Raw genomic sequence first — 16,254 nt, 5'->3', positions numbered from 1 at the left:
AGCGCTTCGCATTCCGGTGCCGTACCAGCACAGGAGGACAGCGGTGATTCTCGTGACAGGCGCCACCGGCACCACGGGACGGGAGGTGCTGCGGGGGCTCCCCGCCGGCCTCCCGGTGCGGGTACTGGCCCGGGACCCCGCGCGCGTGGAGCGTGCGGCGGCCCGCCGGGCCGAGATCGTGACCGGCGACTACGGCGATCCGCGGTCGCTGGACCGCGCCCTTCGGGGGGTGAGCCGCGCGTTCCTGCTCACCAACCGGGTGGGCGGCGACGACGACGCGCGATTTCTGCGCGCCGCGCGGTCGGCGGGGGTGCGGCACGTGGTCAAGGTGTCCGCGGCCGCCGTCGCGGACACCGACGCCGACGACCTCGTCACCCGCTGGCAGCGCGCCAACGAGGACCTGCTGGTGAACAGCGGGATGCGGTGGACGCTGCTGCGCCCGCGCGCCTTCATGTCCAACACCCTGTCCTGGGCGCCGCCCATCGCCGCCGAGCGGGTGGTGCGCGCCCTGTACGGGACGTCGGTCAACGCGTGCGTCGACCCGCGGGACGTGGCGGCCGCGGCGGTGTGCGCGCTGACCGAGGACGGTCACGAAGGGCGGATCCACACCCTGACCGGGCCCGAGCCGATCAGCGCGGTCGAGCAGACGGCCCAGCTCGCCCGGCTGCTGGGCAGCCCCCTGCGCTTCGAGGAACTGTCCCCGGACCGGGCCCGCGCCCTGCTGGGCAGGCGCCATCCCGCGGCCGTCGTCGAGGCGTTGCTGGCCTCGGCGCGACGGCAGCGGGCGGGGGCCAAGGTGCGTGTGGAGGACACCGTCCACCGCGTGACCGGCCGCCCGGCCCGCCCGTTCGCGACCTGGGCCGAGGACCACCTCGCGGCGTTCCGGGCCGACGAGCCGACGACGACGCCGGCGCTCACCCCACTGGCGGGATGACCACCTGATCCGACGCCGGCCGACCGGCGGACGGCCAGAACAGGTCGCAGGCCGCGGAGTTCCGCGTGACGTTCTCCAGGATCGTGCGCAGCCACGGGCTGCGGACCTCCGGCAGCCGGACCAGGGTGTGCCGGAAGGTTCCCGGATCGGCCCGGAACAGGTGGTTGGGGAGCAGCGGGAGCGGGTCGTCGCGGAGCACGTCCCGGGGCAGGCGGCCGGACGCGGGAACCGGCAGGTACGGCCGGGGGGAGACCAGCCACAGCCACACCCCCAGCGGCAGGGGCACCGGGTGTGCCGACGCGGCCGGGCCGGCGGGCGCCCAGGTCCGGCCCGTCCGGGGGTGGACCGGTACGAGGAGGATGTCGGCGGACGCGTCGGGGGAGGGCTGCCCCGGTCCTGCGAGGGCGGCGCGCCGCTCCGGGAGGTCCCGCGGCAGCAGGGCATCGAGCGCGCGCTGGAACAGGTCCGCGGCAAGACCGTCCGGGACCTTCACCGGCTGTCCCCGGGAGGCGGCCAGCAGATGGGCGAGAGCGTGGCCGGCTGCCGCCTCCCACCGCGGGCTCCACGACCAGAAGTGGTTCGATCCCATCCGCCCTCCCCACGTCATGACCGGCTCGGGTCCGGCCAGAGCCGGCCGCGTTCGGCGGGGCTGACGGGACGTCATGCCTGCTGTGCGGTTCGGTGTTCACCGGACGCGGTCCGACGGATCCGGGAGGCGGCCCGGCGTGGGTGTTTCCCCGGACCCGGTGGCGGCCGGGTCCGGGGGTGGGTGTGGTGGGTGGGTCAGTCGGACGGAGTGGTTGTCAGGGTGGTGGTGAAGACGGGCTGGTCGTCCTGGTGGCCGGTGACGAGGACGGTTTCCGGGGCGTCGGGGGCGTCCTTGGGCAGGTGCAGGGCGTCGATCAGGCAGGGCAGGTCCAGTTCCGCGTACTTGTGGAACTCGCAGTCGAGGCCGACCGGCAGGATCGAGGGTCCGCCGAGGACCGCGGTGGCGGCCTGGCGGGCGGCCTCCAGGAGCACCATGCCGGGGACGTGGTCGACCTGGTGGTCGAAGAGGACGGGGTGGCGGGTGTCCATGCGCAGCTGCCAGCGGTCCGGCTCGCCGGTGGGGGAGAGGACCACGTCGGTGGGCGAGAGGCGTCCCACGGTCGACGGCGCCACCGGGGCCGTCAGCGGGAGGGGGCGGTGCCCGGGGTCGAAGACGCGCTGCGGGCGCAGCCGCCGGTACACGGCCGGCGCGATGACGGTGAAGGAGATCCGGCCCGACGCGGCCGGCCGGCCCTCGCGCAGCACCCTGGTCTCGTAGCACATGCCGGTCAGCCGCCCGCCCCGCCTCCTGACGTCGGTACAGGTGACGTCGATGTCCAGGGCGGCGGGGGCCGGGCCGACGCCGATCTCCTCGGGATGCACCGTGAGGGTCATGCCCTCCATCAGGAACTGGTGCCCGAAGGGGACGCCGAACTCGGCGTGGGCGAGCAGGGCGCCGATCTGACGGATCGTTTCAGCGGCCATCAGCGGGTCGTGGTGGGTCCTGTTCGCCATGGTGAAGAAGCTGTGGCCGCGCGGCCACTGGGCGGTCATCGTGAACCGGGTGTCGCTCAGTCGCTGCCAGCCGGTCAGCATGACCTCGGCGACGGCCGCCCGGTGCACCAGCTCCCGGGGCACCGTCGTGGTCAGCTGACCGTTGAGCAGCGCGGGCGACCAAAAGAAAGGGGACTGGGCGTCTCGTACCGCTGCCTGCTCGATCGACGGGCCTTCGAACCGGAACGTGCTCGCAGTCATCGCTCCCCCTGGACGAGATGGGTGATGGGGCTGTGAGGGGAAAAAATAAAGGGCAGCCGGGTTTGTTTCCAGAGGAATCGGGGCCTCCGCGCGGGAACCTCGGCCTGCGCACCCCGCAACGGGCGCCCCGGCTGCGCGCGATCCGCCGGTTCTCCAGCGTTTCTCCAGGTCATGGCCCGGACGGTGGTTCAGGCGCTCAGGCCGCTCACTCCGGCGCCTCAAGCGGCATTGAAGCGTCTCTGTAGCGCGGTGGCGGACGGTGGCCGGGACCGGAAGGAGCCGGACATGGACGGGACGGGCGTCATGCCCCTCGCGCTGCGGGTCGAGCGCGGGCGGGCGGACGACGACGAACTGGCGGCGGTGGCCGTCGTGCTGTGCTCGGTGCTGGCCGGGCGGGCGGAGGCGGCCCGCCGGCAGGAGCCGCTCGCCGACGTCCCGCCGTGGCGCCGTCCGGAGCGGGCCGGCGTGCAATGGCGCTCGCCGTTCTGCTGGCGATAGACGGCAGGTGCGCCCGGCCGCAGGCCGACAGGCGCTTTGTCCAGGGCTGATTCATGTCCGCGCGCCCTCACGCCCCCTGTGAACCGCACATGCGGTTTGTTAATCTGGGCACAGTCCGGCCGCGCTCATGAGGGAGGAGGCACAGTGACGGTCCTCAACGACGTTCTCGAGGTGAGCGCCGAACCTTCGGACGCGCGTGGTCGCGTGGCCGAGCTGCACGGGATCCGTGCGCAGGCGCTGGCCGGCCCGAGCGAGAAGGCGACCCAGGCGCAGCACGCCAAGGGCAAGCTGACCGCGCGGGAGCGGATCGAGCTGCTGGTGGACGCGGGGTCCTTCCAGGAGGTCGAGCAGCTGCGCCGGCACCGGGCGAGCGGGTTCGGGCTGGAGGCCAGGAAGCCGTACACCGACGGGGTCATCACCGGGTGGGGGACGGTCGAGGGGCGCACGGTGTTCGTGTACGCCCATGACTTCCGCATCTTCGGCGGCGCGCTGGGCGAGGCGCATGCCACGAAGATCCACAAGATCATGGACATGGCCATCGCGGCGGGGGCGCCGCTGGTCTCGCTCAACGACGGTGCGGGCGCCCGGATCCAGGAGGGCGTGTCCGCGCTCGCCGGGTACGGCGGCATCTTCCAGCGCAACACCCGGGCGTCCGGGGTCATCCCGCAGATCTCGGTGATGCTGGGCCCGTGCGCGGGCGGCGCGGCCTACAGCCCGGCCCTGACCGACTTCGTCTTCATGGTCCGCGAGACCTCGCAGATGTTCATCACCGGCCCCGACGTGGTCAAGGCCGTCACCGGTGAGGAGATCACCCAGAACGGCCTGGGCGGCGCGGACGTCCACGCCGAGACCTCCGGCGTCTGCCACTTCGCCTACGACGACGAGGAGACCTGCATCGCGGAGGTGCGCTACCTGCTCTCCCTCCTCCCGCAGAACAACCGGCAGTTCCCGCCCCAGACGCCCTGCTCCGACCCGCAGACCCGCCGCTCCGAGACGCTGCTGGACCTGGTCCCGGCCGACGGCAACCGGCCCTACGACATGACCAGGGTCATCGAGGAGATCGTCGACGACGGCGAGTACCTGGAGGTCCACGAGCGCTGGGCGCGCAACATCATCTGCGCCCTCGCCCGCCTCGACGGCCGGGCCGTCGGCATCGTCGCCAACCAGCCCCAGACGCTCGCCGGCGTCCTCGACATCGAGGCCAGCGAGAAGGCCGCGCGCTTCGTGCAGATGTGCGACGCCTTCAACATCCCGATCGTCACCCTTCTGGACGTACCCGGCTTCCTCCCCGGCGTCGACCAGGAGCACGGCGGCATCATCCGCCACGGCGCGAAGCTGCTGTACGCCTACTGCAACGCGACCGTGCCCCGGATCTCACTGATCCTGCGCAAGGCCTACGGAGGCGCCTACATCGTCATGGACAGCCAGTCCATCGGGGCCGACCTCACCTACGCGTGGCCGACGAACGAGATCGCCGTCATGGGCGCCGAGGGCGCCGCCAACGTCATCTTCCGCCGTCAGATCGCCGAGGCCGACGACCCCGGGGCCATGCGGGCCCGCATGGTCAAGGAGTACAAGTCCGAGCTGATGCACCCCTACTACGCGGCCGAGCGCGGCCTGGTCGACGACGTCATCGACCCCGCCGAGACCCGCGAGGTCCTCATCAGGTCCCTGGCCATGCTGCGCACCAAACAGGCCGACCTTCCCTCACGCAAGCACGGCAACCCGCCGCAGTAACGGAGCACCCCGAATGGTCAGACAAGAACGAGCGCTGCGCACCCGCGAGGCACTGATCGAGGCGGCAGCCACCGTCTTCGACCGGGACGGCTTCAACGTGGCGTCGCTCACCGCGATCAGCTCGCTGGCCGGAGTGAGCAACGGAGCGCTCCACTTCCACTTCGCCAGCAAGGCAGGAGTGGCCGGCGCGGTGGAGGAGGCCGCGTCGCGACGGCTCGACCACATCGTCACGGCCCACGAGGGCGCGGTCGGCAACGCCCTGCAACTGCTGGTGAACACCTCGCACGACCTGGCCCGCCGGCTCGGCGAGGACGTGGTGCTGCGCGCCGGCTTCGACCTGAGCCGTGAGCAGGCCCACCGCAGCGACCGTGACCTGTACCGCCAGTGGCACGAGTGGGTCGAGGGGGCGCTCAAGCGCGCCGACGGCGAGGGCGTCCTCAACGAGGTCACACCCGAGCAGGTGACGTCCTCGGTGGTGGCCGCGACCACCGGCTTCGAGGTGCTGGGCGCGCGGGACCCGCAGTGGCTCTCGCGCCGCACCGTCACCCGGTTCTGGCAACTGCTGCTGCCGCGACTGGCCACGCCCGCCGTGCTCGACGACCTCGAGGCGGCCGGCGGCCGCCGCGGGAACACCGGCCCCTCCGGGACGGGCTGAGGGGCTCGGGGCTCGGGGCGCGGGGTTCGGGGGACGGCGGACCGGGTGCGGGGCTGCCGTTCCTCCGGGCGTGGCGCGGGGATCAAGGCACGACGGGGCCGGGCGGGGCCGGGCGGAGCGGGGGACTGTCCCGCTCTTCCGTTTCCGTTTCCCGTTCATGCGCTGTGGTCAAGCGTGCGGCGGCGGCAAGAACGCTGCCGTCAAGCGCGCTGCCGTCAGGAACGCTGCCGTCAAGTGCGCTCACGTTCCCGGCCGTTCGCGCCGTCAACTTTCACCCGCCGGACGGTCGACCGGCCGGGGGCGGGGCCGCCGGGACGCGGGGGATGTCGTCCCGGCGGCTCCGGGGAGCGGGTCCGCCCGGGGGCGGGTCCGCCCGGTCAGACGGCGCTGAGAACGGCCGCCGAGTTGAAGCCGCCCCGGCCGCGGGCCAGGACCAGGGCGTGGCGCACCGACGTCTCGCGGGGCGCGGTGACGAGGTCGACGGGGCAGTCCGCGGCGGGCGCGGCGGTCCCGGTCGTCGGTGGGATCACCTGGTCGCGCAGCGACAGCAGGGCCGCCGCGACGTCCAGGGAGGCGCCCCCCGCCAGCAGCCGTCCGGTCATCGACTTCGGCGCGGTGACCGGGACGCCCCGGGGGCCGAACAGGGCCGCCAGGACCTCCGCCTCGGCGCGGTCCGCGGCGCGCGCGCCGGCCGCGTCGGCGAACACGACGTCGATCTCGTCGGGCCGCACCCCGGCGTCCTTCATGGCCAGCCGCGCGGCGTCGGCCAGGCGCGGGGCGCCGGCGCCGTCGAAGGTGGCCGCGTAGCCGGTGAACGCCCCGTACACGCGGGCGTCGCGCTCACGGGCGGCGGCCTCGCTCTCCAGGACGAACAGGGCGCCGCCCTCGCCGACGACATGACCGCGGGCCGCGGCGTCGAACGGCAGGTAGGCGCGGGCCGGGTCGGGCACGGGGCTCAGGTCGCCGGCGGCGAGATGGGCGGCCCAGCCCCACGGACACAGCGCCGAGTCGACGCCGCCGGTGACCATCAGCCGGGCGCCCTTGCGGATCTGGCGCCGGGCGTGGGCGACGGCGTCCAGACCGCCGGCCTGCTCGGCGACGACGACCCCGCTGGAGCCGCGCAGCCCGTGCCGGATGGAGATCTGACCGGTGTTCACCGCGTAGAACCAGGCGAAGGACTGGTAGGCGCTGACGTGCTGCCCGCCCTTGGACCACAGGGCCTGCAACTCGCGCTGGCCGAACTCGAAACCGCCCGCGGAGGACGCGGTGACCACCCCGGCGCCGTACTCGGGCAGCGCCGCGGGCCCGGTGCCGCAGTCGTCGAGGGCCTCCTGGGCGGCCGCGAGCGACAGCCGGGTGACCCGGTCGGTCTGCGTCAGCAGCCTGCTGGGCAGGTGCTCGTCGTCGCGGAAGTCGGGGACCTCGCCGGCGATGCGCACCGGGTAGCGGGAGGCGTCGAAGCGGGTCACCGGGCGGATGCCGCTCTCGCCGCGCAGGGTCGCCGCCCACCAGGCCTCGGCGCCCAGCCCGTTGGGGGCGACGACGCCGATGCCGGTGACGACGGAGCCGAGGGTGGCCCGGACGTCCGCGCGGACGGCGGGACGGTCGAGTGTGGCTGTGGTCATGCCGCCTCCTGAAGTCGCGGCCGGGTCAGGACGATGGCGCTCTGGAAGCCGCCGAAGCCGCTGCCGACGCTGAGCACGGTGTCGGTGCGCTGCTCACGCGCGGTGAGCGGGGTGTAGTCGAGGTCGCAGGCCGGGTCGGCCTCGTGCAGGTTGGCCGTCGGCGGCACGGTGTTGTGCTCGATGGCCAGGGCGCTGGCGGCCACCTCCAGCGAGCCGATCGCGCCGAGCGAGTGGCCGATCATGGACTTGATGGAGCTGACGGGCACCCGGTAGGCGTGCTCGCCGAGGCTGCGCTTGAACGCGGCGGTCTCGTGCCGGTCGTTCTGCTTCGTGCCCGAGCCGTGGGCGTTGATGTAGTCGACGGCGGTGGCGTCCAGGCGGGCCTCGTCGAGCGCCGCGCGGATGGCCTCGGCCATCTCCACGCCGTCGGACTTCAGCCCCGTCATGTGGTACGCGTTGCTGCGCCCGGCGAACCCGGCGATCTCCGCGTAGACGTGGGCGCCGCGCCGCCGGGCGTGCTCGAACTCCTCCAGGACCAGCACGGCCGAACCCTCGCCCAGCACGAAGCCGTTGCGGGAGCGGTCGAAGGGGCGCGAGGCGGTCTCCGGCTCGTCGTTGCGCGGGCTGGTCGCCTTGATGGCGTCGAAGCAGGCCACCGTGATGGGGGAGATCGGCGCCTCGGTCGCGCCGGTCACCATCACGTCGGCGCTGCCCTCGCGGATCAGGTCGACGGCGTGGCAGACGGAGTCGATGCCGGAGGTGCAGCCGGTGGAGACCAGCGAGACCGGGCCCTGGGCGCCGACCGCGACGGCCACCTCGGCGGCCATCGAGCTGGGCACGAAGTAGTCGAAGAGGTGGGCGACCGCCCGGGTGTGGTCGACCTCCCAGGTGCTGCCGTTCTCGCTGACCACGCCGTACTCGTTGTCGAGGCCGGTGGTGCAGCCGACGGCGCTGCCGAGGGTGACGCCGGTGCGCACCGGGTCGAGGGCGCCGGCCAGTCCGCTGTCCTCGACCGCCTCACGGGCGCTGACGAGGGCGAACTGGGCGGCGCGGTCGAGGCGGGCGGCGTCGGCGGCGCCGATGCCGTGGGCGACCGGATCGAAGTCCGCCTCGGCGGCGATGCGCGAGCGGAACGTGCTCGCGTCGAACAGGGTGATGCCGCGTGTGGCGGTGCGGCCCGCGGTCAGCGTGTCCCAGAACGCGCGGGTGCCCACGCCGCCCGGGGCCACGACCCCGATGCCGGTGATGACGACCCGCCTCATCGTTTGTCCCTCACAGTTGTCCTCCAGATATGAGCTCAGGTACGAGCCGGGTGCGCCGCACCACGCGGCAGGCGCGCCCGATCAGCCGGGGCGCGTGCGGGCCGCGGAAGAAGAAGTGGTCACCGGGGACCGTGCGCCGGACGAACCGGCCGGTGGTCCAGCGGGCCCAGCCGTCCAGCGTCCGCGCGCCGACGGCGGGGTCGTCGCGGCCGCCGACGGCCAGGACGGGGACCGCGACCGGGCCGTCCGGGTCGGCGAGCGCGTCGGCGCGCAGCGCGTGGGCGAGTCTGAGGTCGTCGCGCAGCACGGGCAGCACCCGGCGGTACCAGAGGCTGCCGGGGGCGGCGAGCGCGCGCTCGGGTGCCGCGCCGAGACCGGCCGCGAACCGCAGCAGGCGCTCGTCGGTCAGGTCGTCCTCGTGGCCGGGCGACGCGGTCTGCGGCGGGGGGCTCCCGCCGACGGCGAGGCAGGCGGGGGCGGGCAGCCCGCGGGCGGCCAGGGCGCGGGCGAGGGTATAGGCGACGACGCCGCCCAGGCTGTGCCCGTACAGCACGTACGGGCGGCCGTCGGCGACCTGGTCGGCCAGCGGTTCGAGGAGCGCGCCCAGCAGTTCCTCGCGCGAGGTCGCCCGGGGTTCGCGGCGTCGCGCGCCGCGTCCGGGCAGCATCACGGGCACGGTGCTCACGCCGGGGCCGGTCTGCGTGCGCCAGTGCGCGAATCCGGACACGCCCGCGCCGGCGTGGGCGAAGCAGTAGAGCGTGACCGGCGAGCCATCCCGCATGGTGTTCGCACCTCCTCGGCCGCCGTGGGCAAGAGCGCATCGGCTGTTTCCGAGCGTCGCCGACGTGGCTGGAGGAAGACTCGAATCAACCATGTGCGCGAACGCGGCGGTGGCGCGCGGCCGTTGCCGGCGGCGGGCACGGCGGGCACGGCGGGCATGGTGGGCATGGTGGGCACGGTGGTTCGGTGGAGGCCGGGCGGGCGCCGGTCCTCAGACGGCGCACTTCGTGGAGTGAGGGGCCGCCCTCACCGGTGGCGGCGCCGCGCCCCTCGACGATGCGGCCGTCGCCGTCGCCGTCGGGGGTGTCCCGCCCGCGGCCGCCGTCGCCGTCGGCGGCGGGCCCGTCGGCGCGGTGGTCAGCGCGTGGGTTGCGAGGGCCGGGGCGGCGCCCACGTAGGCGGTGGGGTCGAGCAGGCGCTCCAGCTCTTCGGCGCTGTGGTGGGCGGTCACCTCGGGCAGGGTGCTCAAGACCGCCAGGAGCGGCAGCCCTTCACGGTCCGCGGTGAGCGAGGCGTCGGCCAGCAGGTCCCTCGCGCGCGTCCTGCCGATCCTGGGGGCGAGGCGGGCCGCGAGGCGCTCGGTGACCACCTGACTGCCGGTCAGGCCGAGGTTGCGGCGCATCCGGGCCGGGTCGGGCGTGAGGCCCTCGGCCAGCTCGGCGGCCGTCACGGCGGCGCCGCCCGCCAGCCGCAGCGCCTCGCGCAGCAGCAGCCACTCGGCGTGCCACACCCCGGCCGAGCGTTCGTCCTCGGTCACCAGACACTGGGTCAGGCCCGCGGTCAGCAGCGGCACCTGGAGGGCGGCGCTGCGGATCAGCGTGGACAGCACGGGGTTGCGCTTGTGCGGCATCGCGGAGGAACCGCCCCGTCCCGCGACCGCGGGCTCGGCGACCTCCGCTATCTCCGTGCGGACCAGCACCTGGACGTCGGCGGCGAGCTTGCCGAGGGCGCCGGTGGTGAAGGCGAGCGCCGCCGCGGTGTCCGCGACCGGGGTGCGCAGCGCGTGCCAGGGCAGGGCGGGGCGGGCCAGGCCGGTCTCGGCGGCGAACGCGTCGACGAGCTTGTCCCGGTACTCCCCGGACGTCGTCCCGCTCCCGTCCGGCCCGGCGAACTCCAGGTATCCGGCGAGCGTGCCCGCGGCCCCGCCCAGGGAGGCGGGCAGGGCGTCGCGGGCGGCCCCGACGCGGGCGGCGGCGTCCAGGACCAGCCGGTGCCAGCCCGCCGCCTTGAGCCCGAACGTGGTGGGGACCGCGTGCAGGGCGAGGGTGCGTCCCGCCATGACGGTCGCGCGGTGCCGGCCGGCCAGCGCGGCCAGTGCGGCGGCCGTGCGGTCCAGGTCGCCGAGGATCAGCTCGAGGGCCCGCCGGCACATCATCATCAGGCCGGTGTCCAGCACGTCCTGGCTGGTGGAGCCGCGGTGCACGTACTCGGCGGCGTGCGGGTCTTCGGCGGCCACCGCGTCGGTCAGGGCCTTCACCAGCGCCACGACCGGGTTGGCGCTCTCCCGGGCCCGCAGCGCCAGCGCGCGCGGATCGAACCGCTCGGCGCGGGCGGCGCGGGTGATCGCGTCGGCGGCGCCGGACGGGACGGTGCCCAGGGCGGCCTGGGCCCGCGCGAGGGCCGCTTCGGCGTCCAGCATGCACTGCAACCAGGCCGTCTCGCTGACGGCTTCCTCGACGGCCGTCCCGGCCCGCACGGGGGAGAACAGTCCGGCGTCCGGGCCGCCGTCGAAGGCGGTCGTCGGGGGGTTCATGGCGTCATCTCCAGCAGGTCGGCGGGAAGGCCGGGCGAGCCGGTGGGGTCGGGAAGGCGGGGGCGGCCGGCGAGGGCGACGGGCAGGCGCGCGGGGCCGAGGCCCAGCACCGTGCGCGCGATGGCGTCGGAGTCGCCGAGGATCACCGAGTCGACGCCCGGCCGGATGCCGGCCGCCGTCACCCAGTGCACGGACTCCGTCGGGACGCCGTAGGCGAAGCGGCGCGGGTGGGCCCGGCCGTGCGCGTCCACGGTGCGGTAGGGCCGTTCGGAGACGGCGAGGCCCCCCGACTCGTAGGCGGCGCCGCGGGCCGTCGGCATCCGGTAGGGCGTCGCCTGGCCGGTGGCGAGCAGGTGGCGCAGCAGCGGGTCCTCGGTGCCGCGCAGGTCGGGCTCCGGCAGCCGGGCCTCGATCAGCGCCCGCGCGTGGACGGGCGGCGCGTCCACGTCGTCGGCCGTGGCCGTGAACACGGCCCGGTCGCCGTCCGCGCCGAGCGTGACACGCGTGCCGGGACCCAGCGGACGGACCACGTCGGCCTCGATCAGCGCAAGCAGTTCCTCGATGCGCGAGACGGGCGGGCCGATCGACAGATAGGCGTTGAGCGGGGTGTACCAGCCGGCCAGCTCGTCGCGGTAGGAGTCGCCGTCCAGGCCGCCGTGGTCGACGGCGAGGCGTATCTCGTTGCGCAGGTCGCGCAGGACGTCGAGGGCCGCCTTGAGCGGTCCGCCGACGTTCCCGGCGCGGGCCTGCCGGACGTCCTCGGCCAGATGACCGAGCAGCCACCGCCGGAAGTCCGCGCGGCCGCGGAAGCGCCGGCCGGCGGTGGGACGCTGGATCAGCTCCCAGTCCCACCGCCTGGCCCGGTCGATGCCGTAGTGGCCGACGATGCGTTCACGGGCGGCGGCCGTTCCGGCGGCGAGGTAGGCGGGCACGAACGCCGACGCCTCCCGTGCGCGCCCCTCGGCGCGCAGCAGCGTCTCGTAGTAGACGCTCTCCACCTCCAGGCGGATCAGCGGCCACAGGCCGGTGCGGAAACGGACCGGTGCGCCGCCCGGACCCCGCAGCGCCGCCACGGCCTCCGGAGTGAGCACCCGCGGCCGGTGCCGCCCGTGCGGGCCCTTCTCGTTCTCGCCGCGCGCGTGATGGGGGACGCCGCGGCGCGAGCCCGCGTAGATCAGCGGCTCCCGGCCCGAGGGCACGTAGACCAGCCGCCCCGAGCGCCTGACGAACGCTCCGCCGCGGCCGAGGGTGAGCAGCGCCATGCCGTCGAAGAAGTTCAGGCCCAGCCCGCGCATCAGGACGGCCCGCCCCGGCGGGACGGCGGACAGGTCGAGGTCGGCGGGGTTGGCCGGCCCGATGTACGTCAGCCCGTGCCGCGCGGCCGCCCGCGACCACGCGGACTCCTCGGGCGAGGGGCGCCGCGGCACATGGCCCTGGGCGAGGACCACGGCGTCCAGGCCGCGCAGGCGCACGCCGTCGGCGAGGGTGAGGACCTGCGGGCCGCCCGGCTCCGCCTCGTCGCGCAACGCCACGGCGCGCGTGCGGTGTTCGACGACCAGGCAGTGGGCGGGCGCCCCGCGCACGATGCGCCGGTAGCAGTCCCGCAGATAGCTGCCGTAGAAGGCGCGGGTCGGGTAGGCGTCCGGGTGCAGGGCCGCCGCCTCGGCGTACGTGGCCTCGCCGAACCGGCCGGCGGGGCCGGCCAGGACGACGGTGCGGGCCCACTCGTACAGGTCGGGCCCCCGCTCCACCGGCCCCTTCATGGCGACCGTGTCGTCGGTGAACACCGTCACCTGGGAGGCGACGGTGTTCATCAGCAGCAGCCGCGACTGGTCCGTGCGCCACACCCGCCCGGCGCCCGGCCGGCACGGGTCCACGAGATGGATCGTCACCCGGCGCGGCGAGGGCGCGGCCCGTTCGTTGGCGCAGATCCGCTCCAGCACCGACAGGCCGCGGGGCCCGGCCCCGACGACGGCGATCCCGAGGTGTCCGGCGGCGCTCACCGCGTGCCTCCGGCGCCGCGGGCAGCGGACGGCCGGCCCGGGGGCGCCGGCCTGGCCGGACGGCGCCGGGCGGCCGCGCGCCCGCCGGGCGCTTCGCAGGCCGGGGGCGCGGTGTCGCGCCGCTGACGAGGGGACATGGCCGGTGCTCTCCTCACGTCGGTCCGCCGACGGCCGTCGCCGCGGGCGCGGGGGCCATCCCCACCGGCGGCTCGTCGCCGAGCGCGGCCAGCGCCTGCGACACGGTCGCCGAACCGCCCGCCAGGCCGGGCAGTTCGCACAGCAGCCGGGCGCACTGGCGGACCAGCCGCGCCGCGTCGTCGTCGGCGAGCCGGGCCCGGTCGTGGACGGCGGCCAGGACGAGGCCGTCGTCGCCGTCCCGGTGGGCCGACAGGGTCACGGGGAAGACGGTGTGCGTGCCGGCCGCGCGGGGCGCGTCGACGCTGACGCCCCGGGCGGCGAGCGCGGAACGCAGGGTGCCGGAGCCGCGCCGCTGCTGCTCGAAGGCGACGAGGCTCTCCACGAGCCGGTCGTCCGCGCGCCGCCCGCTCCACTGGTGGATCTGCCCCAGCGACACCCACTCGTAGGCGGCCAGCTCCAGTGCCTGGTCGCGCAGTTCGGCCAGCAGCCGGGCCATGGGCACCGCGGGGTCGACCCGGACGGCCATGGGCAGGGAGTTCGTCAGCAGACCGGGCAGCCGCTCGACGGAGTCCAGGGCGACGCCGCGACCGGAGACCCGGACGCCGAAGCCCACCACCGCGGGCCCGGCCGGGGCGCCCGCCCGGTACAGCAGCAGCGCCCACACGGCCTGGAGCGCACCGGCCTCGGTGGACGCGCAGGACGCCGCCCACGCCCGCAGCCGCCCCACGGGCCCGGCGCCGAGGCGGACCTCGGCGCGTGCGGACCCGGTCAGCCCGGTGGCCGGCCCCTCGACGGCGGGCAGCACCAGGGCGGTCGTGCCGGGGGCCGCCGAGGACCAGAAGTCACGGGCGGGCGCGGTGTCCTGACCGGCGAGCCAGCGGGCGTAGTCCCGGCAGTCGGGCCGCCGGTCCCCGCCCGGCAGCCGGCCACCGGCCAGGTAGGCCCGGTAGAACTCGTCGAGCAGGACGGACACGCTCCAGCCGTCCAGCACGACGGTGTGGAAGGTGAGCAGGATCCGCACGGACGGCGGGCCGCCGTCGGCGGGGCGCGGCTCGTCGAGGAGGGTGAGCCGCAGCAGGCCCGGGCGGCGCAGGTCGAAGCCGCGCAGCCGGTCGCGTTCGCGCAGCTCCTCGAAGCCGACGGAGCCGGCCGGGTGGCGGACGACCTCGGCGCGGGCGTGCTCGTGCAGCACCAGGCGCGGTTCGGCGTCCCCGTCGAAGGCGGCCCGCAGCACGCTCTCGTGGTCGAACACCGACTGCCAGGCCGCCGTGAACCGGCCCGTGTCCAGCGGCCCCCGCCAGCGCCAGTGCAGTTGCTCCACATGGCGGCCGGTGCCCTGCTGGGCGAACGCGTCCGGGAGCAGGGCGCGCTGCTGAGGGGTGACGGTGACCGGCACGCTCGCCGGGGGCCCGGCGCCCGGGGGCGCGTCGTCGCCGTCGCCCGGCCCGTCCGCCTCGCTCGCGGTGAGGGCTGCCAGCGCGCGCCGGTCGGTTGCGCCGTCGGGCAGCAGGGGGATGTGCGGCACACGGTGCAGACGGGCCGGAACCAGGTGGGACGGCAGCCGTGACCGCAGGGCGGCGCGCAGTTCGGCGGGCGGGGTGCGGGTCACCACGTGGGCGACGATGCGCAGGCTGCCCGCGGCGTGCCGGGCCGCGTGGACGGCCGCGTCCCGCACACCGGGCAGCGACACGAGGGCGGCGCGCACCTCACCGAGTTCCTCCCGGTCGCTCATGTGGTCTCCCTGTGTTCGGCGGCAGGACGGGACGGGCCCGGTCCGCCGCCGTGTGCGCGCCGGAGACCTGACGCACCGCCGGCGGCCGTCCTCGGGTCCGTTCTCGCCACGCTCATCACAGGGCCCGCGGGTCGAGTCCGGCTGTGGCCCCGCTCGTGGGGCGGTGGTGGCGGCGGCGCGAGAGCCGCCCGCGGCGGGGCGCGGGCCCGTGGCGCACGGCCCGCGCGACGACCGGGGTACAGGGCCTTGCGACCGTTCCTCGACCCGTGGTCCAGCGGAGCGCCCGAGGATGCCGCAAGGCGGGGAGGTGAGGGCACCTCCGTTCGGCGTGAGGAGTGCGTATGCGCAAGGTCGTTTCCCGTGACGGCACCACGATCGCCTACGAGAAGGCGGGTGACGGACCGCCGGTCGTCCTTCTCAACGGGTCGTTCCGCGACCACACGATCTTCGACGCGCTCGTGCCGGAGCTGGCGCCGTACTGCACCACCTACGTCTACGACCGCCGCGGCCGCGGCCAGAGCGGAGACGCCCCGCAGTACGCCGTGGCCCGCGAGATCGAGGACCTGGAGGCGGTCATCGAGGAGGCGGGCGGGTCGGCGGTGGTGTTCGCCGGGTCGACGGGGGCGAACCTCGCGATCGAGGCGGCGCTCGCCGGCGCCCCGATCACCAGGCTGGCCCTGCACGAGCCGTTCTACCGGGTCGGCGGCTTCCCCAAGCCGCCGTGGAACGTCGCCAAGACGCTGCGGGTCCTCATGGAGGAGGACCGGCGCACGGAAGCGGTCGAGTACTTCCTCGGCAGCTTCCTGGGGCTGACCCCCGACACGGTCGCGCAGTGGCGCGAGGGGCCCATCTGGGCCGTGAACGAGGCGAACGCCCACACGCTCGCCTACGACGTGGCGATCTGCGGCGACTGCGAGGTCCCCGCCGACCGGCTCGCCGGCTACCGCACCCGCACGCTCGTCCTCAACAGCAGCGGCACCGGCGACTGGCTGCGTGCGGCGGCGCGGGCGACCGCGGCGGCCCTGCCCCACGGCCGGTCACTGGAGCTGCCCGGCTCCTGGCACCGGATCGACATGGACGTCCTCGGCCGGACCCTGGCCGAGTTCGCCACCGACTGACGCCTATCGCCTTTCCCCTCTTCCTCACTTCCTCCGGCACGTCACCTCACGTTCAGGAGAACACCACCGTGACGACAGCTCACACCCTGGCCGCCGGGGCCACAGCGGAGGCAGCCACCGCTGCCGCCACCCGCGAGCGCGGCGCCACCGTGTGGCTGACCGGGCTGCCGAGCGCGGGCAAGACCACCCTGGCCCGCGCGGTCGCCGAACGGCTGGCCGCCGCCGGCCGCCGGGCCG

The 16,254-nt window shown here is 75.3% G+C and carries 13 protein-coding genes and 1 pseudogene; 6 read left to right on the top strand and 8 right to left on the bottom strand.

Translation table 11 applies throughout. The features are described from left to right. Positions 1-43 precede the first annotated feature (43 nt). Positions 44-934 carry an NAD(P)H-binding protein gene (locus OG802_RS35595; protein ID WP_329417953.1) on the top strand — a complete coding sequence of 297 codons (891 nt, stop codon included), beginning with the start codon at positions 44-46 and terminating at the stop codon, positions 932-934. On the opposite strand, the pseudogene OG802_RS35590 reads toward OG802_RS35595, so the two are convergent. Beyond that, positions 915-1,550, bottom strand: a pseudogene (locus OG802_RS35590) (hypothetical protein); the annotation flags it as partial. The gene OG802_RS35595 and the pseudogene OG802_RS35590 sit on opposite strands and share 20 nt — an antisense overlap. Positions 1,551-1,717: 167 nt before the next feature. Further along, positions 1,718-2,716, bottom strand: a complete 999-nt coding sequence (locus OG802_RS35585) for a ScbA/BarX family gamma-butyrolactone biosynthesis protein (RefSeq protein ID WP_329417950.1) — start codon at positions 2,714-2,716, stop codon at positions 1,718-1,720. A gap of 285 nt (positions 2,717-3,001) precedes the next feature. On the opposite strand from OG802_RS35585, the gene OG802_RS35580 reads away from it, so the two are divergent. The 3 genes from OG802_RS35580 to OG802_RS35570 all read left to right on the top strand — a co-directional run bounded on the left by OG802_RS35580 (position 3,002) and on the right by OG802_RS35570 (position 5,606). After that, positions 3,002-3,214, top strand: coding sequence for an acyl-CoA carboxylase subunit epsilon (locus OG802_RS35580; RefSeq protein WP_329417947.1), 213 nt, complete (start codon positions 3,002-3,004; stop codon positions 3,212-3,214). A 144-nt stretch (positions 3,215-3,358) separates the two neighbouring features. Beyond that, entirely contained in the window at positions 3,359-4,951 is a 1,593-nt protein-coding gene (locus OG802_RS35575) for an acyl-CoA carboxylase subunit beta (RefSeq protein ID WP_329417944.1), read from the top strand. Positions 4,952-4,964: 13 nt separating this feature from the next. After that, positions 4,965-5,606: a ScbR family autoregulator-binding transcription factor gene (locus OG802_RS35570; protein ID WP_329417941.1), complete on the top strand. Its 642-nt coding sequence runs from the start codon at positions 4,965-4,967 to the stop codon at positions 5,604-5,606. A gap of 377 nt (positions 5,607-5,983) precedes the next feature. On the opposite strand, the gene OG802_RS35565 is transcribed toward OG802_RS35570, so the two are convergent. From OG802_RS35565 to OG802_RS35540, 6 genes are all read right to left on the bottom strand, one after another. Beyond that, positions 5,984-7,231 (bottom strand): ketosynthase chain-length factor, encoded by a 1,248-nt coding sequence (locus tag OG802_RS35565; RefSeq protein WP_329417939.1) that lies wholly within the window; start codon positions 7,229-7,231, stop codon positions 5,984-5,986. Next, a complete protein-coding gene (locus OG802_RS35560) occupies positions 7,228-8,493 on the bottom strand; it encodes a beta-ketoacyl-[acyl-carrier-protein] synthase family protein (RefSeq protein ID WP_329417936.1) in 1,266 nt (421 codons plus the stop codon). The genes OG802_RS35565 and OG802_RS35560 overlap by 4 nt, the downstream gene beginning before the upstream one ends. Positions 8,494-8,503: 10 nt before the next feature. Further along, complete coding sequence (locus OG802_RS35555) at positions 8,504-9,274, bottom strand: thioesterase II family protein (protein ID WP_329417933.1); 771 nt, start codon at positions 9,272-9,274, stop codon at positions 8,504-8,506. A 210-nt stretch (positions 9,275-9,484) separates the two neighbouring features. Continuing rightward, complete coding sequence (locus OG802_RS35550) at positions 9,485-11,026, bottom strand: class-II fumarase/aspartase family protein (RefSeq protein ID WP_329417930.1); 1,542 nt, start codon at positions 11,024-11,026, stop codon at positions 9,485-9,487. Then, positions 11,023-13,029 carry an FAD/NAD(P)-binding protein gene (locus OG802_RS35545; RefSeq protein ID WP_329417927.1) on the bottom strand — a complete coding sequence of 669 codons (2,007 nt, stop codon included), beginning with the start codon at positions 13,027-13,029 and terminating at the stop codon, positions 11,023-11,025. Before OG802_RS35545 ends, OG802_RS35550 begins: the two co-directional genes overlap by 4 nt. A 151-nt stretch (positions 13,030-13,180) precedes the next feature. Further along, entirely contained in the window at positions 13,181-14,899 is a 1,719-nt protein-coding gene (locus OG802_RS35540) for a condensation domain-containing protein (protein ID WP_329417924.1), read from the bottom strand. A 341-nt stretch (positions 14,900-15,240) separates the two neighbouring features. On the opposite strand from OG802_RS35540, the gene OG802_RS35535 reads away from it, so the two are divergent. Next, on the top strand, positions 15,241-16,017 hold the full coding sequence (locus OG802_RS35535) for an alpha/beta hydrolase (protein WP_329417921.1): 777 nt from the start codon (positions 15,241-15,243) through the stop codon (positions 16,015-16,017). A gap of 86 nt (positions 16,018-16,103) precedes the next feature. Further along, positions 16,104-16,254 (top strand): adenylyl-sulfate kinase (locus tag OG802_RS35530; RefSeq protein WP_329418082.1); only part of this gene is annotated, 151 nt, incomplete at its 3' end.

The sequence above is a fragment of the Streptomyces sp. NBC_00704 genome, assembly GCF_036226605.1.
GTDB lineage: Bacteria > Actinomycetota > Actinomycetes > Streptomycetales > Streptomycetaceae > Streptomyces.
The sequence above is the reverse complement of the archived record's forward strand: the minus strand, read 5'-3'. Positions and strand labels throughout refer to the sequence as shown.

Bases quoted from the DNA above. Each gene is read 5' to 3' on its own strand.
- OG802_RS35560 (WP_329417936.1), bottom strand. From the start codon at position 8,493: ATGAGGCGGGTCGTCATCACCGGCATCGGGGTCGTGGCCCCGGGCGGC.
- OG802_RS35565 (WP_329417939.1), bottom strand. From the start codon at position 7,231: ATGACCACAGCCACACTCGACCGTCCCGCCGTCCGCGCGGACGTCCGG.
- OG802_RS35550 (WP_329417930.1), bottom strand. From the start codon at position 11,026: ATGAACCCCCCGACGACCGCCTTCGACGGCGGCCCGGACGCCGGACTG.
- OG802_RS35555 (WP_329417933.1), bottom strand. From the start codon at position 9,274: ATGCGGGATGGCTCGCCGGTCACGCTCTACTGCTTCGCCCACGCCGGC.
- OG802_RS35585 (WP_329417950.1), bottom strand. From the start codon at position 2,716: ATGACTGCGAGCACGTTCCGGTTCGAAGGCCCGTCGATCGAGCAGGCA.
- OG802_RS35535 (WP_329417921.1), top strand. From the start codon at position 15,241: ATGCGCAAGGTCGTTTCCCGTGACGGCACCACGATCGCCTACGAGAAG.
- OG802_RS35540 (WP_329417924.1), bottom strand. From the start codon at position 14,899: ATGAGCGACCGGGAGGAACTCGGTGAGGTGCGCGCCGCCCTCGTGTCG.
- OG802_RS35580 (WP_329417947.1), top strand. From the start codon at position 3,002: ATGGACGGGACGGGCGTCATGCCCCTCGCGCTGCGGGTCGAGCGCGGG.
- OG802_RS35570 (WP_329417941.1), top strand. From the start codon at position 4,965: ATGGTCAGACAAGAACGAGCGCTGCGCACCCGCGAGGCACTGATCGAG.